The sequence below is a fragment of the Stenotrophomonas genospecies 3 genome (genome assembly GCF_054473855.1).
The window spans coordinates 173,945-194,776 of sequence record NZ_JBTMUR010000004.1 but is presented as its reverse complement, the minus strand read 5'-3'; the positions used below and the strand labels follow the sequence as shown (position 1 = coordinate 194,776).

The following is a 20,832-nucleotide window of genomic DNA, read 5'->3' as shown; positions in this document are numbered from 1 at the left end:
CCTATCCTTTGCGTACACGTTCGCGTACGGTCACTTTCTAGGGGACTGCCGATATGGACAGGCCGCTGCACACGGTGAGGACACCTCAACAACTGGCACCGCTGATGCGTGCGTTCAGGCGCCAGGCGGGCCTGAGCCAGGCGCAGTTGGCGGCACAGCTCGGCATAAGCCGCCAGGCAGTAGGCGCATTGGAGCGCGACCCGGCATCGGCAAGCTTCGAACGGCTGATGCGGGTCTGGGCAGTGCTGGGTCTGGAAGTCAGATTGCAGCAGCGAAGCCCCCCGGAGACAACGTCAACGTTGGAGTGGTGAGCCATGGGTACGTTGCGGGTCTGGATGAATGGTGTCGAGGTCGCGCTCTGGGATGATGTCCGGAGCGGCTCTTCCCGGCTTTCGTACGTCGACTCGTGGATCAGCTCCGCCCAGTCCCGGCCGTTGTCACTCTCACTGCCCCTGCTCCCGGAGGGTGAGAGCCATCGGGGCGATGTCGTCAACAACTACTTCGACAACCTTCTTCCCGACAACGCCGTCATCCGCAACCGGATCCGCGACAGGTTCTCCACGCGCAGCAGCGACACATTCGATCTTCTCGAAGCCATTGGCCGGGATTGCGTCGGCGCAGTGCAACTGCTGCCGCTTTCGCATACACCGGGGGACATCCAGCAGATTACGTGCGAAGCGTTGGACGAATCAGGCGTCGCTGCGATCCTGCGTCAGGTGACGGCAGGGAATCTACCTGGCGCACCCACCAGTGATGATGCGTTCCGCATATCCATCGCCGGTGCGCAGGAGAAGACGGGACTTCTGCTGCATGCTGGCCAGTGGTGCATTCCCACCGGCAGTACCCCATCCACCCATATCTTCAAGCTGCCGCTTGGCATTGTGGGCAACATGCGGGCGGACATGCACCAATCCGTCGAGAACGAATGGCTGTGCATGCAACTGCTTTCCGCCTTTGGAATCCCCGTTGCGAATACGCAGATGGGACGCTTCAAGGACGAACGCGCGCTTATTGTGGAGCGATTCGACCGCCGCCTTTCTGCGGATCGCCGGTGGTGGCTGCGGCTGCCGCAGGAAGACATGTGCCAGGTCTTCGGTCTGCCCGCTGCCAGGAAGTATGAATCCGATGGCGGCCCAGGCATCGTGACCATCATGGATCTGCTTCGACAATCCGAGCATTTCGAGGATCGGGCGACCTTCTTCAAGACGCAGATTCTTTTCTGGATGTTGGCTGCAACCGATGGACATGCCAAGAACTTCAGTGTTTACCTCGAAGCCGGTGGACGCTTCCGCCTGACACCCGTCTACGACGTATTGTCGGTGCATCCCATCCTGGGTAGGGGGCCAAACCAGCTCGACCCGCGGAATGCACAGCTCGCCATGTCCGTCCAGGGCAAGAATCGCCACCGGAAGCTGCACCTTGTGCGACGACGCCATTGGAACGAAACCGCACGCGCCTGTGGTGTCGCTGATGGTGCGGAGCCGTGGATCGAAGCGCTGATCGCAGCCGTCGAACCCGCCATCGAGCAGGTCGCGCGTCAGCTCCCAAGTGATTTCCCCGTAAACGTGTCCGAACCCATTTTCAACGGGCTGCGCGCTGCGGCGGCACGCCTTTCCAGCATGTCGCCGGACGCCTGATCACCCCAGCCGCCACAGCAGCAACCGGTTGTTGGCCGGCATCGCCACATCACCCAGGCGGGTGAAGCCGTTGTCCGCCGCCAGCGCCTGCACCGCTTCCACATCGCGGATGCCGCTGCGTGGATCACGCGCCTTCAGCCAGGCATCGAACTGCGCGTTGCTGTCGCTGGTGTAGCGACCGCCGTAGTTGAACGGGCCGTACACCGCCAGCAGCGCACCATGCCGCAGCACCGACGGCAGCGCGGCGAACAGCGCCTGCACATGCTCCCAGCCCATGATGTGCAACGTGTTGGCACTGAATGCGGCATCGAACGTGCTGCCCTCGGGCAACGACAGGCCCGGCGCCGGGGGGAGTTCCACCTGCAGTGCCACCGGCGGCAGCAGATTCAGCAACGCCGCCTCCGCGCGCCAGGCCTCGATGCCGGGCAGATGGTCCGGATGATCGCTGGGCTGCCAGCGCAGCCAGGGCCAGCGCTCGGCGAAGAACGCCGCGTGCTGGCCGGTGCCACTGCCGATCTCCAGCAGCCGATGGCGGTCGCCCATCCACGGGTCGAGTGCGGTGGCGATGGGTTCGCGGTTGCGCTCGCAGGCTTCTGAATACGGCTTGCTCGACATCAGGGACGGTGTCCAGGCGGGGTCGGCCCCATTGTGCACGAGGGGGTGTCTGCAGGGCTTGCAGCCCTGCACCCGCAGGAGCCGGAGCAACAGCAACAGCAACAGCCAAAGCAACTGCAACAGCGGGCTTCCTGGGGGATGGCGGGGTGGGTCCGGTTGCGGGGGACGCCGTGAATCCCCCTCCGGGGTCCGGCCCAGCCGCTGGCGGCTGTGCGTTCGGGCGCTTGCGAAGCGGTGCTTCGCAAGCAAAGCGCCCTCACCCATGGAGGCTCGGTCGCGCCATCCATGGCGCTCACGCCCCCGCAACCGGACCCACCCCGCCTTCGACAGTTTTCTGCGGTCTGTCGGAAGGGCTCTTGGGGTCAGATCCGTTTTCCGCAGGAGAACGGCTCTGACCCCGGATGCATTTCGATATCTGACAGACGTGTCGACCAAGGTCGACACCTACCAACAGCCGAGTGAACCCGTCGAAGGTGGGGCGGTGTCGGATTGCGGGGTGTCAGCCGCATGGATGCGGCTGCCAAGCCTACAGGGACGTACTTGCGGCGTCCCCGCAGTCCGACACCGCCCCACCAACCCACGGAATGCCGCTCTGGCTTTGGCCGTTGCCGTTGCCGTTGCATTGAGCAGGTGCAGGGCTGCAAGCCCTGCCGAAACCCACCCAACCATGACTGCAGTCACTTGTCCCCACGCCCCGCGCTGGCGAAAGTCGAGGAGTTGACGTGATCGGTCCGGCCCGTTGCCAACCGCACGCAAGCGAGAGAGAGAAACGCTGTGCAACGACGTGAGTTCCTGGCTTTTTCCGGTCTGGGCCTGGCGGGCCTGCTGCTGCCGCATTCCCGTGCCATCGCCGCCGAGCAGCTGCTCGCCCCGGTCGATACCGCCCAGCGCAGACGCCTGGCGGACGTTGCGCTCGCCGCCGCACGCACAGCCAAGGCCAGCTACTGCGACGTGCGCATCGGCCGCTATCTCAACCAGTCGGTCATCACCCGCGAGCACCAGGTCGGCAATGTGACCAACCGCGAATCGTCCGGTATCGGCGTGCGGGTGATCGTCAACGGCGCCTGGGGCTTTGCCGCTACCCACCAGCAGACCGAGGCTGCCGTGCGCGCGGCGGTCGAGCAGGCCGCAGCGATCGCCCGCGCCAACGCCGGCATCCAGACCCGGCCGGTGCAGCTGGCACCGACGCCGTCGGTGGGCGAGGTGCACTGGCAGACCCCGGTGCGCAGGAACGCGATGGCGGTGCCGATCCAGGACAAGGTCGAGCTGCTGCTGGCGCTCAACGCCGCCGCGCTGAATGCGGGCGCCGACTACATCAATTCCACCCTGTTCCTGGTCAATGAACAGAAGTACTTCGCCTCCAGCGACGGCTCGTTCATCGACCAGGACATCCACCGCATCTGGCTGCCGTTCACTGCCACCGCCATCGACAAGGCCAGCGGCAGGTTCCGCACCCGTGCCGGGCTGTCCTCGCCGATGGGCATGGGCTACGAGTTCCTCGATGGCGATGCGCGCGGCAAGGTGCAGCTGCCCGGGGGCATCACCGCCTACCGCGATTCCTACGACCCGGTCGAGGACGCCATCGCCGCCGCCCGCCACGCGCGCGAGAAGCTGAAGGCGCCGTCGGTGAAGCCGGGCAAGTACGACCTGGTGCTGGACCCGTCCAACCTGTTCCTGACCATCCACGAGAACGTTGGCCACCCGCTGGAGCTGGACCGCGTGCTCGGCTACGAAGCCAACTACGCCGGCACCAGCTTCGCCACGCTGGACAAGCGCGATGCCGGTTTCCGCTGGGGCAGCGACATCGTCACCTTCTTCGCCGACAAGACCCAACCGGGCAGCCTCGGTGCGGTCGGCTACGACGACGAAGGCGTCAAGACCCAGCGCTGGGATCTGGTGCGCGACGGCATCCTGGTCGATTACCAGGCCACCCGCGATGAGGCCCACATCCTCGGCCGCAACGCCTCGCACGGCTGCAGTTACGCCGATTCCTGGTCCAGCGTGCAGTTCCAGCGCATGGCCAATGTCTCGCTGGCACCTGGCAAAAAGCCACTCAGCGTCGAGGACATGATCAAGGACGTGGAGAACGGCATCTACATCCACGGCCGCGGGTCGTATTCGATCGACCAGCAGCGCTACAACGCGCAGTTCGGCGGCCAACTGTACTACCAGATCAAGGACGGAAAGATCGCCGGCATGGTCGAGGATGCGGCCTACCAGATCCGTACGCCGGAATTCTGGAATGCCTGCACTGCGATCTGCGACGAGCGTGACTTCCGCCTGGGTGGTTCGTTCTTCGACGGCAAGGGCCAGCCCGGCCAGGTCTCGGCGGTCTCGCACGGTTCGTCCACCACCCGCTTCAACGGCATCAACATCATCAACACCGCGCGCAGTCTCGGCGCTTGAGCCACCCATCCTTCGACATGGAGAGCAGCCTTGCAAAGACGTGACTTCCTGGCCCTGACCGGGCTTACCGCGGGCGGGCTGATCGTGCCCTCCTTCTTCGGCAAGGCGATTGCCGCCGAACAACTGCAGAGCACGCTGGACATGGGGCTGAAGAAGCGCCTGGCCGATGCGGCGCTGGCCGCTGCCCGCCAGGCCGGTGCCACCTACTGCGACGTGCGCATCGGCCGCTACCTGCGCCAGTTCGTGATCACCCGCGAGGACAAGGTGCAGAACGTGGTGAACACCGAGTCCACCGGCGTGGGCATCCGCGTGATCGTCAACGGTGCCTGGGGCTTCGCCGCCACCAATGCGCTGGGTACGGCCGATGTAGCCAAGGCCGCGCAGCAGGCCGCAGCAATCGCCAAGGCCAATGCCGGCGTGCAGACCGCACCGGTACAGCTGGCCAAGGCGCCGGGCGTGGGTGAGGTGAGCTGGCGCACGCCTATCCGCAAGAATGCGATGGAAGTGCCGATCAAGGACAAGGTCGGCCTGCTGCTGGACGTCAACGCTGCGGCGATGGGCGCCGGTGCCAGCTTCGTCAACTCGATGCTGTTCCTGGTCAACGAGCAGAAGTACTTCGCCTCCACCGATGGTTCCTATATCGACCAGGACGTGCACCGCATCTGGGCACCGATGACGATCACCGCCATCGACAAGTCCAGCGGCAAGTTCCGTACCCGCGAAGGCCTGTCCTCGCCGATGGGCCTGGGCTACGAGTATCTGGACGGCGCGGCTGCCGGCAAGGTGGTCAGCCCGAATGGCGTGGTCAACTACAGCTCTTCCTACAACATGAAGGAAGATGCCATCGCCGCCGCCAAGCAGGCACAGGAAAAGCTGAAGGCCCCGTCGGTGAAGCCAGGCAAGTACGATCTGGTGCTCGACCCGTCGCACACCTGGCTGACCATCCATGAGTCGATCGGCCACCCGCTGGAGCTGGACCGTGTGCTCGGCTACGAAGCCAACTACGCCGGCACCAGCTTCGCCACCCTGGACAAGCGCGAGCAGCATTTCCAGTACGGCAGCGAGCTGGTCAACATCTTCGCCGACAAGACCCAGCCGGGCAGCCTCGGTGCGGTGGCGTACGACGATGAAGGCGTGAAGTGCAAGCGCTGGGACCTGATCAGCAACGGCAAACTGGTGGATTACCAGACCATCCGCGACCAGGCCCACATCCTCGGCAAGACCGAGTCCGACGGCTGCTGCTACGCCGACTCGTGGTCCAGCGTGCAGTTCCAGCGCATGGCCAACGTGTCGATGGCACCGGGCAAGAAGCCGCTGAGCGTGCCGGACCTGATCAAGGACGTGGAGAACGGCATCTACATCATCGGTGATGGTTCGTTCTCGATCGACCAGCAGCGCTACAACGCGCAGTTCGGCGGCCAGCTGTTCTACGAGATCAAGAACGGCCAGATCACCCGCATGCTGGAAGACGTGGCCTACCAGATCCGCACGCCGGAGTTCTGGAATGCCTGCACCGCCGTCGCCGACGAGCGCGACTACCGCCTGGGCGGTTCGTTCTTCGACGGCAAGGGCCAGCCGGGCCAGGTCTCGGCGGTCTCGCACGGTTCGTCGACCGCGCGTTTCAACGGCATCAACGTCATCAACACCGCACGCAGCCTCGGCTGACCGGTCAGGAGCCCTTACACCATGAGTATCTTCACCGAAGCCCAGGCCAAGGCCATCCTCGACAAGGTCATCGCCCTGTCCAAGGCCGACGAATGCACCGCCGTGCTGGCCGGCGCGATCAGCGGCAACATCCGTTTCGCGCTGAACAATGTCTCCACCAGCGGCATCGTCGACAACACCGAACTGGCAGTCACCGTCGCCTTCGGCAAGCGCGTCGGCACGGCCTCGATCAACGAGTTCGACGATGCCGCGCTGGAACGCGTGGTGCGTCGTGCCGAGGATCTGGCCCGGCTGGCGCCGGAGAACCCGGAGTTCATGCCGGCCATCGGCAAGCAGAGCTACCGCGCCAGCCCGACCTTCAGCGAATCCACCGCTGCCATCGATCCGGCCTTCCGCGCCAAGGTCGCCGCCGATTCGATCGCTCCTTGCCGTGGCCACGGCCTGATCGCCGCTGGCTTCCTCGAAGACGGCCAGGGCTTCCAGGCCACCGCTAACAGCAACGGCAACTTCGCCTACCAGCGCACCACCAACTTCGATTACACCTGCACCGTGCGCACCGAAGATGGCCGCGGTTCGGGCTGGGTCGGCCGCAACCTGAAGGATGCCGCCGACTTCAAGGCTGACCAGGACATCCGCATCGCCATGCGCAAGGCCACCGAATCGGCCGAAGCCAAGGCGCTGGAGCCGGGCAAGTACACGGTGATCCTGGAACCGGCCGCGGCCGCGGGCCTGATCAGCTTCATGATGAACTTCTTCAGCGCACGCTCGGCCGATGAAGGCCGCAGCTTCCTGTCGAAGAAGGGCGGCGGCAACAAGCTGGGCGAGCAGGTCTACGACCCGCGCGTGACCATGATTGCCGATCCGTGGCATCCGGACGCACCGGTGCTGCCGTGGGACGGCGAAGGCATGCCACGCGAGCGCATGGCCATCATCGAGAACGGCAAGATCGCCAACCTGGACTACTCGCGCTTCTGGGCGCAGAAGCAGGGCAAGACCGCCAAGGCAACGCCGGGCAACCTGCTGATGAGCGGTGGCGACAAGAGCACCGCCGAGCTGGTGCGCGGCACCCAGAAGGGCATCCTGGTCACCCGTACCTGGTACATCCGCATGGTCGATCCGCAGACCGTGCTGCTGACCGGCCTCACCCGCGACGGCACCTTCTACATCGAGAACGGCCAGATCAAGCACCCGGTGAAGAACTTCCGCTTCAACGAATCGCCGGTGATCATGCTCAACAACATCGAAGAGCTGGGTAAGCCGGTGCGCGTGGCCGGTGATGAATCCAGCTACGTGATGATGATCCCGCCGATGAAGCTGCGCGATTTCACCTTCACCTCGCTGTCCGACGCCGTCTGATGGATCGCCGGGCCTGCCTGCGCTGGTTGGCCGCTGCCGCTTCGGCGGCGGCGTTGCCGGCCTTGGCGCAGTCAGGCCCGCGCAGTTCGCGCTACGACTTCTGGTTCACCCGCCTGCAGTACGACTCCGGCGACTGGGATGTGGATGCGCGCATGCCGTCCAACCTGATCACCTCGCTGATCGACTACACCTCGCTGCGCGTGGACCCGCAGGAACACGTGGTGGCGCTGGCCGACCCGCGCATGCTGGAAGCGCCGTTCTGCTACCTGGCCGGGCACACACTGGTGGAGTTCAATGCCGCCGAGCGGCAGAACTTCGTGCGCTACGTGCGCAATGGCGGCTTCGTCTTCGTCGACGACTGCAATCATGATATCGATGGCCTGTTCGCCACCTCGTTCGAGGCGCAGATGGGTCGCCTGTTTGGTCCCAAGGCACTGCAGAAGCTGCCCAACAGCCACCCGCTGTACCGCAGCTTCTTCCGCTTCCCCGATGGCCCGCCCGCCACCAGCTTCGAACTCAACGGCTGGGGAGATGACCTGGTGCACGACTATCTGAAGGGCATCGAGGTCGATGGCCGCCTGAGCCTGCTCTACAGCAACAAGGACTACGGCTGCGAGTGGGACTACGACTGGCGCAACAAGCGCTTCCTGGCCGAAGACAACACCCGCTTCGGCGTCAACATCGTGATGTACGCGTTGAACAATTGATAGGACCTGCACGCCCATGACCACCGCTGACCTCGACTCCCTGCTGCCGCGCCTGCACGATCTGCGCGCTGCGCTCGCACGCGCGGTGGTTGGCCAGAACACCGTGGTCGAACAGCTGCTGATCGGCCTGCTGGCCGGCGGCCACTGCCTGCTGGAAGGCGCCCCGGGGCTGGGCAAGACCCTGCTGGTGCGCTCGCTCGGGCAGGCGCTGGAGCTGCAGTTCCGGCGCGTGCAGTTCACCCCCGACCTGATGCCAAGCGACATCCTCGGCACCGAGCTGCTGGAGGAAGACCACGGCACCGGCCATCGCCACTTCCGCTTCCAGCAGGGCCCGATCTTCACCCACCTGCTGCTCGCAGACGAACTCAACCGCACCCCGCCCAAGACCCAGGCCGCACTGCTGGAAGCGATGCAGGAGCGCACGGTCAGCTACGCCGGCACCACCTACGCATTGCCCGCACCGTTCTTCGTGCTGGCGACGCAGAACCCGATCGAGCAGGCCGGTACCTACCCGCTGCCGGAAGCACAGCTGGACCGCTTCCTGCTGCACGTGCTGGTGGATTACCCCAGCGAAGACGAGGAACGGCAGATCCTGGAACAGACCACCGGCGGTGCCACCGACGCTGTGCCGAAGGTGATGGATGCCGAAGCGGTGATCGCGCTGCAGGCCGCAGTACGCCAGGTGCATGTCAGCCCTGATGTGCTGGCCTGGATCACCCGCCTGGTGCGCGCCAGCCGCCCAGGCGAAGGCGCACCCGCGGCGATCAACCAGTGGGTGAAGTGGGGTGCGGGCCCGCGCGCCGGGCAGTCGCTGGTGCTGGCGGCGAAGGCACGCGCACTGCTGCAGGGCCGCTTCGCCGCCACCCGCGAGGATGTGCAGGCACTGGCCGCACCGGTGATGCGCCATCGCCTGCTGCTGTCGTTCGCCGCCGAGGCCGAGCAGAAGCGTGCCGACGACGTGGTCGCCGCCCTGCTGCAGGCCGTGCCGTTCCCGGGTTGAGCCACGCGTGAACGCAGATGCCCCGCTGACGTTGCCACCGGAACTGCGTGCGCGCCTGCGCCTGCTGCGGTTGCGGCCGCGCCTGGCGAGCGGCGCAAGCGGCATCGGCCAGCACGCCAGCCGCAGCCGCGGTGCGGGCCTCGAATTCGCCCAGTACCGGGCCTACGAACCGGGCGACGAGCTGCGCCAGATCGACTGGAAGCTGTATGCACGCTCGGACCGCTTCTTCGTGCGCGAATCCGAACGCGAAAGCCCGATCACGGTCTGGCTGCTGCTCGATGCCACCGCTTCGGCCGGTCAGGCCGACCGCGCGGCGCCGGAACGCACGCGCTTGGACCACATGCGCGGCGTTGCCGCCTGCCTGGTCGAACTGGCCCTGCAGCAGGGCGACCGTTTCGGCCTGCTGGCGATCAACGGCGATGGACTGCAACTGGTGCCCGCAGCGAACGGCGCACGCCAGCGTGACCGCGTGCATCTGCAACTTCATGCGCTGCAGGCGCGCGGTGGCTGGCCTGCGGCCGATCGCCTGCGCCCGCTGTGGGAGCGCGTGCGTCCGGGTGACCTGCTGCTGGCAGTTGGCGACGGCTTCGACGAAGCCTGCATCGCGCTGCTGGAACAACTGGCCAGCGCGCGCCGCGAAGTGGCCCTGCTGCAGATCCTGACTGCCGACGAACGCGACTTCCCGTTCGATGCCGGCCACCGCTTCCGCGATCCGGAAACCGGCGAGGAACTGCTGGGCGATGGTGCGGCGATCCGCGCCGACTACCTGCAGCGCTTCGCCGACGCACGCAGTGCGCTGCAGTCGCGCCTGCAGGCCAGTGGCATCGCCAGTGCCACCGGCTGGCTCGACCAGCCGCTGGATCAACCACTGCAGGCGCTGTTCGGGCGTGGGGGCGGTGCATGATCCTGCTGTTCCCGTTGGGCCTGGCCGCGCTCGCCGCAGGGCTGTTGCCGTTGTTGATCCACCTCGCCCGGCGCCATCCGTATACGCCGCTGGATTTCGCCGCGCTGCGCTGGCTGCGTGCACAGATCCGTCCGCGCCAGCGCATCCGCTTCGATGACTGGCCGTTGCTGCTGGTGCGCCTGCTGTTGCTGGCCGCGCAGGCCTTGTTGCTGGCACGGCCTGCGTTGACCGGCCCCGTGCCGGCCCCCAGTGCATGGACGGTGGTGGCCCCGGGGCTGGATGCCGCTGCACTGCGCGGTACCTCTGCGGATCGCAACTGGCACTGGCTGGCGCCCGGCTTCCCGGCCATTGATCAGGCGCCACCTGCAACCAGCGCATCCCTGCCCAGCCTGCTGCGCGAACTGGACGCGCAGCTGCCCGTTGGCACCGCATTGACCGTGCACGTTCCCGATCCCCTGCCCGGCCTGGATGGCGCCCGCCTGCAGCTGTCGCGTGAGGTGCAATGGCACACGCAGCCGATGCCGGTCACTGCGCAACCGCGTGCCGCAACGTCGCCGCGACTGCGCGTGCACAGCGATGCTTCGGCCGCTGCCCAGCACTGGTTGAATGCACTGCAGCGCGCGTGGGGCGTGCAGGCGCCGCTCGCTCCTCTGGTGGCGGATGCCCTGCCCGAACGCGGCGAGATCGGCGTATGGAGCCGCAACGACGCACTGCCGGCGAACTGGCAGGCCTGGCTGCGCGACGGCGGCAGTGTGCTGATCGCCGCCAAGCCCGCCACGGAAGCCCAGGTCCTGCTGCGCAGCGCCGAAGGCGTGCCGCTGTTGTGGCAGCAACGTGTCGGCCTTGGCCGCCTGCTGTCACTACCGGGTGATTGGGATGCCGCCAGCAACACCGCGCTGCGTGATCCACAGCTGCCGCGTTCCCTGCTGCTGGCCCTGCAGCCGCCGCCGTCGCCACGCGTGGGCGATGCACAGGACCAGGCGCCGCGCCAGATTGCACTGCCCGCCGCAGCGTCGCCGGTGCGTGAGCCCACGGCGTGGCTTCTGCTGGCAATCGTGCTGCTGTTCGCACTGGAACGCTGGATGGCCAGCAGCGCGCGGCGCAGGGCGATCGCATGAAGACGCTGCAGCATGCCTGGCAACGTGCGCGTCGTCGCCGCGCCGCCATCACCCTGCTGCTGGGCCTGCCGTGGGCGCTGGCTGCGACGGCGCTCGCACTGCGGCTGTCCGGTTTCGATATCGCCTGCGTGGTCGCCACGGTCAGCCTGCTCGCCTGCGCGGCCTTCGCCACTGCACGTGCCCGCCAGCTGGACCGCCAGTGGCTGCAGCGCCAACTCGATGGCAGCGGTACGAGCGAAGACAGCGCCGATCTGCTGTTCGCCGACGCCACCACGCTCAATCCGCTGCAGCAGCGCCAGCGTGTGCATGTACTGGCCACGCTTGAACGCGCGATGCCGGAGCTGCGTCCGCGTTGGCCGCACCTGGCGGTGATGCTGTGCTGGATCGGTGGCTTGGCCGTTGCCCTGCTCGCGTTCGGCTGGCTGCGTTCGAACCCAGACCCGGCAGCCGTTCATTCCGCCACGACCGGCAGCACGGCGTCCGCAGGCCCGCTGCAACTGCAGTCCAGTCGCCTGCGCATCGACGCACCGGCTTATACCGGCCAGTCCACGCTCACCCAGAACGCACTGGATGCCAAGGTCGCCGCCGACAGCCAGCTGTCGTGGTCGTTGCGCTTCGACCACGCACCGGCCAAGGCATGGCTGCAGTTCCACGATGGTCGACGGCTGCCGCTGAGCGAGCGCGATGGGCAGTGGCAGGCACAGGATGTGGCGCGCACGCCGGTGCTGTACCGCGTGGTGAGCGAACCGGCGCTGGCCGAAACCCGCCTGTACCGGCTGGATGTTGTGGCCGACCGCGCGCCCAGCGTGCGCGTGCTGGAGCCGGCCGCCAGCCTGGTGCTGGGCACGCCCGGGCAACGGCAATGGGCGCTGCGCTTCGAGGCCAGCGACGATTACGGTGTCGCGGCGCAGGCAACGCTGTCGATCACCACCACCCAGGGCAGCGGTGAGAACATCACCTTCGTGAAGCGCAGCGTCACGCTTGCCGGCAGCGGCGAAGCCACCGCGCGGCGTTTCGCCCACACCCTTGATCTGGCTGCGCTGGGCGCACAACCGGGCAACGATGTCATCGCCCAGCTGGAGGTGCGCGACAATCATGCGCCCACGCCGCAGACCGGGCGCAGCAGCAGCGTGATCCTGCGCCTGCCCAGCGCCGAAGTCGCGCTCGGTGCAGAGCTCGAGGGCCGCATCAAGAAGACCCTGCCGGCCTACTTCCGCAGCCAGCGGCAGATCATCATCGATGCCGAAGCGCTGATCCGGCAACGACGCAGCCTGGCCGCCGAGGATTTCGTGAAGCGCAGCGATGCGATCGGTGTCGACCAGCGCATCCTGCGCCTGCGCTACGGCCAGTTCCTGGGTGAGGAAAGCGAAGGTGCGCCGAAGCCACCGCCGACCAGCGACCTGCCCACCAGCGATACGCCCGCCGCAGACGACCACGATCACGACGACGATCACGATCACGACCATGGCGCCGAGGCCGGAGCGCACGATGAGCATGGCCACGATCACGGCGGCAAGGCGTCCAATGCCGATACGCCACCGGTGTTCGGCAGCGCCACCGACGTGCTCTCGGAATACGGACACACCCATGACCACGCCGAGGCGGCCACCCTGCTCGATCCGCAGACCCGCGCCACGTTGAAGGCCGCGCTGGACCAGATGTGGTCGGCCGAGGGCGAGCTGCGCCAGGGCCGTCCGGAGCAGGCATTGCCCTTCGCCTACAAGGCATTGGGCTTCATCAAGCGGGTGCAGCAGGCCGAACGCATCTATCTGGCACGTGTCGGACCGGAGCTGCCACCGATCGATGAAGGCCGCCGCCTCGGCGGTGACCGTGCCGGGCTGGCCAGTCGTGAACTGCCGCTGGCCGCCCGCACCCCGCCCGATCCGGCCATCGTCGAAGCCTGGCAGCGTCTCGGCGACGACACCGGCGCGCCGGATCTGGATGCGCTCGCGACCTGGCAGCAGCGCAACGCGGCCTACCTGCCCGATGCACTCGATCTGGCTGCGGCCATCGAGCAGCTGCGCATCGAGCCCGGTTGCCAAGACTGTCGCCAGCGCCTGCGTGCACAGTTGTGGCGGGCGCTGCAGCGTCCGCTGCCGCAGGCGATGCGGCGCAGTGCCGCCGATGCGATGGGCCAGCGCTACCTCGACGCGCTGGAGGCGCAGCCATGAACGCCTCCGCTGTGAACCTGTGGATTGCGCTGGCACTCGCCCTGATCGTGGTCATCGCCAGCGTGCGCCAGCTGCGTGGAAACACCGCGCACCCTGGCCGCCGGTGGATCGTGATCGCACTGCAGATCATCGTCGCCGCGCTGCTGTATTTCTGCCTGGTACCGCCCACCCGCCAGCAACCCGCAGGCGGGCTGGTCGTGCTCGGAACCGATGCCGGCAAGGCCGGCGCGCTCCCGGCCAGCGAAGGCCCGCTGTTGCTTTTGCCCGAAGCTGCCGATATTCCCGGCGCACAGCGCGTTCCCGACCTGGCCACCGCGCTGCGCCAGCATCCGGCGTCCACACTGACACTGGTCGGTGCGGGCCTCGCCGCACGTGATCGCGACACGGTGTTGCCGCCGGATGTACGTTGGCAGGCCGCACCGGAGCCGCGCGGCTGGATCGCACTGCAACCACCGGCCGATGTCGCTCCCGGTGCTCGTTTCGACGTACAGGCACAGGCGCGTGGCGCGGCCAAGGCGAAAGCAGAGCTGCTCGACCCCGCCGACAGCGTGGTTGATCGCACGGACGTTGCCGAGGACGGGCGCGTGAAGCTCAGCGGCATCGCCCGCGCCGAAGGCCGCAGCGTGTTCCAGCTGCGCCTGCTTGACGCCGACGGCCATGTGGTGGACAGCGTACCGGTGCCGCAGCAGACCCTGCCGGCCGCACCGCTGCGCCTGCTGGTGCGCGCCAGCGCGCCGGGTCCAGAGCTGAAGTATCTGCGGCGTTGGGTGGCCGATGCCGGCATCCGCGTGCAGGTGCAGGCCGATACCGGGGCGGGTGTCAGCGTGGGAGATGGCGCGGTCGCGCTGGATGCGGCGTCACTCGCGCGCAGCGATCTGCTGTTGCTGGACGAGCGCAGCCTGGCCGCATTGAGTGCCGGCCAGCTGGCTGCCGTGCGGCAGGCGTTGCGCGAGGGACTGGGCGTGCTGGTACGCGGTGCGGGCGCACCTTCGGCCAGCGCGCGCCAGCGCCTCCGCGATCTGGGCCTGCCGGTGCAAGGCGATGGCAGCAGCCACGCCCTCGAACTTCCCGGCGACGGCGACAGCGCGGTCCTCGCCGCACGGCGTGGCCCGCTCGCCGCGGGTACGCTGCCGACCGGCTACGGCGAAGAGGCTGACCGCAGCTCGCACAATGCTCCCCTGCCTGTGCTGGAAGCACTCGCGCTGCAGGCACCGGGCAGCACCGCCCTGCTGCAGGATGGCACGGGCAAGGCTGTCGGTGGCTGGCGCGCTGCCGGCAAGGGCCGCATCGGCCTGCTGCCGCTGACCGACAGCTGGCGCTGGGTACTGGCCGGGCGCGACGACCGCCACGGCGAACTGTGGAGCGGCGTGGTGGCCACGCTGGCACGCGCACAGGGCAGCGCTGATGCGCTGTGGTCACCGCAACCGATCAGCTGGGCAGGCGAACGGCAGGCGCTGTGCGGTGTGCAGGCGCCGCTGCAGGTCTTCAACAAGCGTGGCGACGATGTACCCCTGATCGTCGATGGCGCGACGTCGGCGCTGCGCTGCGTCGGCTGGTGGGCCCGTGAGGCAGGCTGGCAGCGCCTGCAGCATGGCGGCAGCGTTGTCTGGCGCTATGTGTTCGATCCGAAGGATGCACCGACGCTGCATCGGCAGGCGATGATCGATGCGACCACGCGTGCATTGGCTGCCAGCACGCCGGCAGACGCGTCAGTGATGCAACCCGTGGCAGGCCCACGCTGGCCGTGGTGGCTGGCGTTCGTGTTGTGCGCATCGCTGCTGTGGTGGCTGGAACGGCGACGCTGAGCCCATCGATTGGATCGCGGACAGCATCCACGCATGGCGTGGATCTACTGGCCGGTTGCCCTGGTAGATGCCAACCTTGGTTGGCGCCTTTCCGCGGGGTCAACGCGTGCCGGCGCGCCGGTACACGCCGTTGAAGCGCACGTTCATGCCACCGCATTCGCTGTTGTCGGCCACGATCAGCACCTCCCCCAGCGAATGCACGCGCACCTTGCAGGTGTCCTCTACAAACTCGACATCGGCACCACGCGGCGCCGCGCGCGCTTCCACCTGGCCCATGTTCGGCCCGTAGGGACGCTGCTCCGGCGTGGGGTTGGCGGAGGGCCAGTAGGCGTCACCCTCCACATGCAGCTGCCCGCCCTGCACGGTGATGCGCAGGCCGTTGTCGCCGTCCTTCCAGTGGCCCGCCCAATCCTGCAGCGACGGCACGACCACCGGCAATGCCTGCAGCTTGCTGCGGTCCACCCAACCAGCACTGCCACCCACCTTGTTCGGGAAGAACGCGCAGCGGTAGCGGCCAAGATCACGCCCGGTCACCACGGTATCGCCATTGACCACATAGCTGCGCTGTCGGCAGGCCGGTTCGCCCTTCGCCGGGCAGCCGTCCATGTCGCCAAGCAGGTACAGACGGGGCGCATCGACCACCCGCGCCAGAGCGAACCGGCTCTGTTCAGAGGGAAACGCGCCATTGCGGCAGGCGCCATCATCGGCGATGCCATCGGCGAAGGCGGACGCCGGCAGCAATGCGGCCAGCAGGCAGATCGAACGCAGGAACATGGCAGCACTAGCGGTGGGGAGCCGGCAGGATATACCGGCCTACTTCACCGGCGGTGCATCGCCGGCATCCTGCTCCCGGGAGAACCGCAGCGCACGCTGCTGCTGTTCGGCACTGAGCTCCGGCGGTGGCCGCGCCACGGCGGCCTGGATCTGCGCCGGTCCGCCGGTGAGTTTGTTGATCCCCTTGGCCGCCGCCATCACACCCTTGACCACGCCCATCATGATGTAGCCACCGCCCATGCTGACCTGCTCCGGCGACGGCGGTTCGCTCCAGTCGCGACTGAAGCGGTTGTCGCCGAACTTCACCGGGTTCTTGAAACGGTACAGATCCAGCGGCTCGTCTTCGGGCTTGAGCGCACGCACTTCGCCAAGGGTGGTGACGTTGTCCTGCGGCAGGGTGGTGGAGATCGGCGCGGTGGTTGCCGCCGGCGCATCTGCAGGAGGTTCGGGCGCTGGGTCGGGCACCGCTACCGGCGTGGCCTGCTGCGCCTGCGCGATACCGGCCAGCAGCATGCTGGCCAGGACGGCTCCCTGCGTTCCACGTCGTGCCACAGCCATCCACCCTGTTGGTTGCGTCCAGCACCCAAGGATACGGATGCCGGCTTCAGATTTCGTTGCTGCACTGGCAGCTGTTCAGCCAGGGGAGATGCGGCGACGCCACGGGACGCGAGCACTGAACGGTTCATGCCCTTGGTGTGCGGTGTCTCACATCCTGAGACGTGAGTGTGGTGCCATGTGACCCCTCGCAATCCGTCCCGGCTCCACTTTCCATGGCTTACGAACTCGCCAAGCGCACCGCCGATGCCGAGCAGAAGCTCGCCACCCGCGATGGCCTGCCCGCCCGCGACGGCGCACTGCTCAGCGCGCGCCTGCAGCGCCGCTACCAGGACCGCATCACCGGCAGCTTTGCCATTCCCGGCCGCGAAGGCCGCTATGCGCCCATTCCCGATTCGGTTCCGCCGGCCCTGGCTGCCGCCCTGAAGGCGCGTGGCATCGAACAGCTCTACAGCCACCAGGCCGAGGCCTGGGAGGCGAGCCAGCGCGGCGAGCACGTGGCCATCGTCACCCCCACCGCCAGCGGCAAGTCGCTGTGCTACACCCTGCCGGTGGTCAGCGCGGCGATGCAGGACAAGGCCAAGGCGCTGTACCTGTTCCCGACCAAGGCACTGGCCCAGGACCAGGTGGCCGAGCTGCTGGAACTCAACCGCGCCGGCGACCTCGGGGTGAAGGCCTTCACCTTCGATGGCGACACCCCGGGCGATGCGCGCCAGGCCATCCGCCTGCACGGCGACATCGTGGTGTCCAACCCGGACATGCTGCACCAGGCGATCCTGCCGCATCACACCAAGTGGGCGCAGTTCTTCGAGAACCTGCGTTACATCGTCATCGACGAGGTACACACCTACCGCGGCGTGTTCGGCAGCCACGTCACCAACGTACTGCGCCGGCTCAAGCGCATCTGCGCGTTCTACGGCGTGCAACCGCAGTTCATCCTGTGCTCGGCCACCATCGGCAATCCGCAGGCACATGCCGAGGCGTTGATCGAGGCACCGGTCACCGCCATCACCGAATCCGGCGCGCCCAGCGGGCCCAAGCAGGTGCTGCTGTGGAACCCGCCGGTGATCAATCCGGACCTGGGCCTGCGCGCCTCGGCACGCTCGCAGAGCAACCGCATCGCACGCATTGCGATCAAGTCCGGGCTGAAGACCCTGGTGTTCGCGCAGACCCGCTTGATGGTCGAGGTGCTGACCAAGTACCTGAAGGACATCTTCGACCACGACCCGCGCAAGCCGCCACGCATCCGCGCCTACCGCGGTGGCTACCTGCCCACCGAACGCCGCGAGACCGAGCGTGCGATGCGCGCCGGCAACATCGACGGCATCGTCAGCACCTCGGCGCTGGAGCTGGGCGTGGATATCGGCAGCCTGGACGTGGTCATCCTCAATGGCTACCCCGGCAGCGTGGCCGCCACCTGGCAGCGCTTCGGCCGTGCCGGCCGCCGTCAGCAGCCGGCGCTTGGGGTGATGGTGGCTAGTTCGCAGCCGCTGGACCAGTACGTGGTGCGGCATCCGGACTTCTTCGCCGAGGCCTCGCCCGAGCACGCGCGCATCGCGCCGGACCAGCCGCTGATCCTGTTCGACCACATCCGCTGCGCGGCGTTCGAGCTGCCGTTCCGGGTTGGCGATGGCTTCGGCCCGATCGACCCGGAAGTGTTCCTGGAAGCGCTGGCAGAGACAGAAGTGATCCACCGCGAAGGCGAGCGCTGGGAATGGATCGCCGACAGTTACCCGGCCAACGCAGTGAGCCTGCGTGCGGTGGCCGATGGCAACTTCGTGGTGGTCGATCGCAGCGATGGCCGCCAGCAGATCATCGCCGAGGTCGACTATTCCGCTGCCGCACTCACCCTGTATGAAGGTGCCATCCACATGGTGCAGTCCACGCCCTACCAGGTAGAGACGCTGGACTGGGAAGGCCGCAAGGCCTACGTCACCCGCACGCATGTGGATTACTACACCGACAGCATCGACTTCACCAAGCTCAAGGTGCTGGACCGCTTCGACGGCGGCGTGGCCGGCCGTGGCGATTCGCACCATGGCGAGGTGCACGTGGTGCGCCGCGTGGCCGGCTACAAGAAGATCCGCTACTACACCCACGAGAACATCGGCTACGGCCCGGTGAACCTGCCCGACCAGGAACTGCATACCACCGCGGTGTGGTGGCAGCTGCCGCAGGCGCTGTTGCTGCGCGCGTTCGCCAGCAAGCAGGATGCGCTCGATGGTTTCCTCGGCGCGGCGTATGCGCTGCACATCGTCGCCACCGTGGCGGTGATGGCCGATGCGCGTGACCTGCAGAAGTCCGTGGGCAACGGCGATGGTGCCTGGTTCGCGATCGCCGACCAGAGCGGCCGTGGCCAGCTGCGTGGCAGCGAAGGTGATCCCGGCGTCGTCGAGCTGCTGCAGGAGTTCGTGCCCACCGTCTACCTGTACGACAACTTCCCCGGCGGCGTCGGCCTCAGCGAGCCGCTGTGGCAGCGCCAGGCCGAGCTGGTGCAGCGCGCGCGCGAACTGGTGCAGCGCTGCGACTGCAAGGCCGGCTGCCCGGCCTGCGTGGGCCCGGTACTGGCCGCGCAGGAAGAGGATGAAACTTCGCCGCGTGCGCTGGCGCTGCGCGTGCTGGACCTGTTCGATGCCGAGGCCTGCCGGCACGTGCCCGACGTGGTGGTGACCACGCGCGATCCGATGGAGCTGCTGGCACCGTGAGCCTGAGCCTGGACAAGCTGCGCCTGCTGCGGAAGCAGGCCGGTGACCCGAAGGCAGTCACGCCGGCTGCGCCCGAGCCGCCGCCCGCGGCACCTGCGGCACCGGTGGCCGCCAACGATGCGCGGCAACCACCGGCCGAGCGTTCGGTGTTCGCCTGGGTCGAACAGGAAATCCGCCACAAGCCGACCGGTGCAGCGGCCTCCACACCGGCACCCGCACCGCTGCGTCGGCCGGAAGTGGGCAGCCTGCATCGCCTGCTCGGCCTGCGTTCGCGGGGTGGAGCCGCGCCGGCACGCGCCAGCGCGCAGGATCGCCAGCTGCCCGGCGAGGAAATCGCACCGGGCCTGTTCCTGATCGAGTCGCTGCAGCCACAGCCGATTCCGTCGCAGCCGCTGTCGCTGGATTTCGCCCGCCGCGAAGGCGAACACGTATCCCCGCTCGACCTGCTGTTCTTCGATACCGAAACCACCGGCCTGGCCGGCGGCACCGGCACCCGCGCCTTCATGATCGGGGCCGCCGACTGGCATGTGTGCCCGCAACGCGGCGAAGGCCTGCGCATCCGCCAGCTGCTGATGGCGACGATGGCCGCCGAGGACGCGATGCTGGCCACCTTCGCCCGCTGGCTGCAGCCGTCCACCGTGTTCTGCAGCTACAACGGCCGCAGCTACGATGCGCCGCTGCTGAAGGCGCGCTACCGGCTGGCCCGCCAGCGCTGCCCGATCAGCGCGTTGGATCACGTCGACCTGCTCTATCCCACCCGCCGCCGCTATCGCGGCACGTGGGAGAACTGCAAGCTGTCCACCATCGAACGCCAGCTGCTGCGCGTGGTGCGCGAGGACGACCTGCCCGGTTCTGAAGCGCCGGGCGCATGGCTGCGCTTCCTGCGCGGCGGCGACGCGGTGAACCTGCGCCGGGTGGCCGACCACAACCACCAGGACGTGGTGACCCTGGCCCTGCTGCTGCAGCGGCTGGTACGGGAAGAACAACGTGAGCGCGAAACCCTCGCGCTGGTCGGGCAGTAGGCGTTGACGCAGCCTGACGGTGGCAGCGGTGACACTGCCGCCACCATCCACGCCTGGAGCCCGACGATGCGCCTCAACCCTCTGGTCCTGCTCGCCATCCTGCCCTTGGCCGCCTGCAGTCACGCCGGCAGCAGCACCACCCACGATCCCGCGCCGGCACCCGTGGCCGATGCTGCGCACGAATGCAGGCCGGAGGCGCTGGAGGCCTTCACCGGCAAGACCGCCGACGAAGCCACGATCAAGAAACTGGTGGCTGACAGCGGCGCGCGCGGTGCACGGGTAGTCAAACCCGGCATGGCGGTGACCATGGACTTCCGCCAGGACCGCGTGACCGTGCAGGTGGATGCGCAGAACCGCATCGAGCGCGCCAGCTGCGGTTGATCGCCTCAGGG

17 protein-coding genes are annotated in these 20,832 nt (G+C 67.6%); 14 read left to right on the top strand and 3 right to left on the bottom strand.

The genetic code is table 11. The annotated features are described in order from the left end of the window. Positions 1-53 precede the first annotated feature (53 nt). Positions 54-311, top strand: a complete 258-nt coding sequence (locus ACX9OT_RS07435; RefSeq protein ID WP_004134030.1) for a helix-turn-helix domain-containing protein — start codon at positions 54-56, stop codon at positions 309-311. A 3-nt stretch (positions 312-314) separates the two neighbouring features. Then, positions 315-1,637 carry a type II toxin-antitoxin system HipA family toxin gene (locus ACX9OT_RS07430; protein WP_049462867.1) on the top strand — a complete coding sequence of 441 codons (1,323 nt, stop codon included), beginning with the start codon at positions 315-317 and terminating at the stop codon, positions 1,635-1,637. On the opposite strand, the gene ACX9OT_RS07425 is transcribed toward ACX9OT_RS07430, so the two are convergent. Next, positions 1,638-2,252, bottom strand: coding sequence for a DUF938 domain-containing protein (locus ACX9OT_RS07425; RefSeq protein WP_049462868.1), 615 nt, complete (start codon positions 2,250-2,252; stop codon positions 1,638-1,640). It abuts the gene before it with no gap. Between the two features lie 774 nt (positions 2,253-3,026). Here ACX9OT_RS07425 and ACX9OT_RS07420 point away from each other — a divergent pair. From ACX9OT_RS07420 to ACX9OT_RS07380, 9 genes are read left to right on the top strand one after another with little or no spacing between them, the layout of a single operon-like run. Beyond that, on the top strand, positions 3,027-4,658 hold the full coding sequence (locus tag ACX9OT_RS07420; RefSeq protein WP_277778855.1) for a TldD/PmbA family protein: 1,632 nt from the start codon (positions 3,027-3,029) through the stop codon (positions 4,656-4,658). 30 nt (positions 4,659-4,688) lie between these two features. Continuing rightward, positions 4,689-6,323, top strand: coding sequence for a TldD/PmbA family protein (locus ACX9OT_RS07415; RefSeq protein WP_277778856.1), 1,635 nt, complete (start codon positions 4,689-4,691; stop codon positions 6,321-6,323). A 21-nt stretch (positions 6,324-6,344) separates the two neighbouring features. After that, a complete protein-coding gene (locus tag ACX9OT_RS07410; RefSeq protein WP_019336350.1) occupies positions 6,345-7,679 on the top strand; it encodes a TldD/PmbA family protein in 1,335 nt (444 codons plus the stop codon). Then, on the top strand, positions 7,679-8,386 hold the full coding sequence (locus ACX9OT_RS07405) for a DUF4159 domain-containing protein (protein WP_277778857.1): 708 nt from the start codon (positions 7,679-7,681) through the stop codon (positions 8,384-8,386). The genes ACX9OT_RS07410 and ACX9OT_RS07405 overlap by 1 nt, the downstream gene beginning before the upstream one ends. A gap of 16 nt (positions 8,387-8,402) precedes the next feature. After that, complete coding sequence (locus tag ACX9OT_RS07400) at positions 8,403-9,386, top strand: AAA family ATPase (protein ID WP_049461571.1); 984 nt, start codon at positions 8,403-8,405, stop codon at positions 9,384-9,386. Between the two features lie 7 nt (positions 9,387-9,393). Further along, on the top strand, positions 9,394-10,290 hold the full coding sequence (locus tag ACX9OT_RS07395; RefSeq protein WP_277778858.1) for a DUF58 domain-containing protein: 897 nt from the start codon (positions 9,394-9,396) through the stop codon (positions 10,288-10,290). Then, entirely contained in the window at positions 10,287-11,408 is a 1,122-nt protein-coding gene (locus ACX9OT_RS07390) for a BatA domain-containing protein (protein ID WP_277778859.1), read from the top strand. Before ACX9OT_RS07395 ends, ACX9OT_RS07390 begins: the two co-directional genes overlap by 4 nt. After that, positions 11,405-13,579 carry a hypothetical protein gene (locus ACX9OT_RS07385; RefSeq protein WP_459001573.1) on the top strand — a complete coding sequence of 725 codons (2,175 nt, stop codon included), beginning with the start codon at positions 11,405-11,407 and terminating at the stop codon, positions 13,577-13,579. Before ACX9OT_RS07390 ends, ACX9OT_RS07385 begins: the two co-directional genes overlap by 4 nt. Further along, entirely contained in the window at positions 13,576-15,384 is a 1,809-nt protein-coding gene (locus ACX9OT_RS07380; protein ID WP_277778861.1) for a hypothetical protein, read from the top strand. The genes ACX9OT_RS07385 and ACX9OT_RS07380 overlap by 4 nt, the downstream gene beginning before the upstream one ends. Positions 15,385-15,483: 99 nt before the next feature. Here ACX9OT_RS07380 and ACX9OT_RS07375 read toward each other — a convergent pair whose 3' ends face one another. Next, complete coding sequence (locus ACX9OT_RS07375; protein ID WP_277778862.1) at positions 15,484-16,158, bottom strand: hypothetical protein; 675 nt, start codon at positions 16,156-16,158, stop codon at positions 15,484-15,486. 39 nt (positions 16,159-16,197) lie between these two features. After that, positions 16,198-16,716, bottom strand: a complete 519-nt coding sequence (locus ACX9OT_RS07370; RefSeq protein ID WP_277778863.1) for a hypothetical protein — start codon at positions 16,714-16,716, stop codon at positions 16,198-16,200. A 212-nt stretch (positions 16,717-16,928) separates the two neighbouring features. On the opposite strand from ACX9OT_RS07370, the gene ACX9OT_RS07365 reads away from it, so the two are divergent. From ACX9OT_RS07365 to ACX9OT_RS07355, 3 genes are all read left to right on the top strand, one after another. Beyond that, positions 16,929-19,418: a DEAD/DEAH box helicase gene (locus tag ACX9OT_RS07365; RefSeq protein ID WP_277778864.1), complete on the top strand. Its 2,490-nt coding sequence runs from the start codon at positions 16,929-16,931 to the stop codon at positions 19,416-19,418. After that, positions 19,355-20,440, top strand: coding sequence for a ribonuclease H-like domain-containing protein (locus tag ACX9OT_RS07360; protein ID WP_430543209.1), 1,086 nt, complete (start codon positions 19,355-19,357; stop codon positions 20,438-20,440). Before ACX9OT_RS07365 ends, ACX9OT_RS07360 begins: the two co-directional genes overlap by 64 nt. Positions 20,441-20,506: 66 nt before the next feature. Continuing rightward, positions 20,507-20,821 carry an I78 family peptidase inhibitor gene (locus ACX9OT_RS07355; RefSeq protein WP_049461562.1) on the top strand — a complete coding sequence of 105 codons (315 nt, stop codon included), beginning with the start codon at positions 20,507-20,509 and terminating at the stop codon, positions 20,819-20,821. Positions 20,822-20,832 lie beyond the last annotated feature (11 nt).

What these genes read in the sequence shown, in the direction of transcription:
- ACX9OT_RS07410 (WP_019336350.1), top strand. Translation starts at nt 6,345, where the DNA reads ATGAGTATCTTCACCGAAGCCCAGGCCAAGGCCATCCTCGACAAGGTC.
- ACX9OT_RS07355 (WP_049461562.1), top strand. Translation starts at nt 20,507, where the DNA reads ATGCGCCTCAACCCTCTGGTCCTGCTCGCCATCCTGCCCTTGGCCGCC.
- ACX9OT_RS07365 (WP_277778864.1), top strand. Translation starts at nt 16,929, where the DNA reads ATGGCTTACGAACTCGCCAAGCGCACCGCCGATGCCGAGCAGAAGCTC.
- ACX9OT_RS07390 (WP_277778859.1), top strand. Translation starts at nt 10,287, where the DNA reads ATGATCCTGCTGTTCCCGTTGGGCCTGGCCGCGCTCGCCGCAGGGCTG.
- ACX9OT_RS07405 (WP_277778857.1), top strand. Translation starts at nt 7,679, where the DNA reads ATGGATCGCCGGGCCTGCCTGCGCTGGTTGGCCGCTGCCGCTTCGGCG.
- ACX9OT_RS07400 (WP_049461571.1), top strand. Translation starts at nt 8,403, where the DNA reads ATGACCACCGCTGACCTCGACTCCCTGCTGCCGCGCCTGCACGATCTG.
- ACX9OT_RS07425 (WP_049462868.1), bottom strand. Translation starts at nt 2,252, where the DNA reads ATGTCGAGCAAGCCGTATTCAGAAGCCTGCGAGCGCAACCGCGAACCC.
- ACX9OT_RS07375 (WP_277778862.1), bottom strand. Translation starts at nt 16,158, where the DNA reads ATGTTCCTGCGTTCGATCTGCCTGCTGGCCGCATTGCTGCCGGCGTCC.
- ACX9OT_RS07380 (WP_277778861.1), top strand. Translation starts at nt 13,576, where the DNA reads ATGAACGCCTCCGCTGTGAACCTGTGGATTGCGCTGGCACTCGCCCTG.
- ACX9OT_RS07435 (WP_004134030.1), top strand. Translation starts at nt 54, where the DNA reads ATGGACAGGCCGCTGCACACGGTGAGGACACCTCAACAACTGGCACCG.
- ACX9OT_RS07430 (WP_049462867.1), top strand. Translation starts at nt 315, where the DNA reads ATGGGTACGTTGCGGGTCTGGATGAATGGTGTCGAGGTCGCGCTCTGG.
- ACX9OT_RS07370 (WP_277778863.1), bottom strand. Translation starts at nt 16,716, where the DNA reads ATGGCTGTGGCACGACGTGGAACGCAGGGAGCCGTCCTGGCCAGCATG.
- ACX9OT_RS07385 (WP_459001573.1), top strand. Translation starts at nt 11,405, where the DNA reads ATGAAGACGCTGCAGCATGCCTGGCAACGTGCGCGTCGTCGCCGCGCC.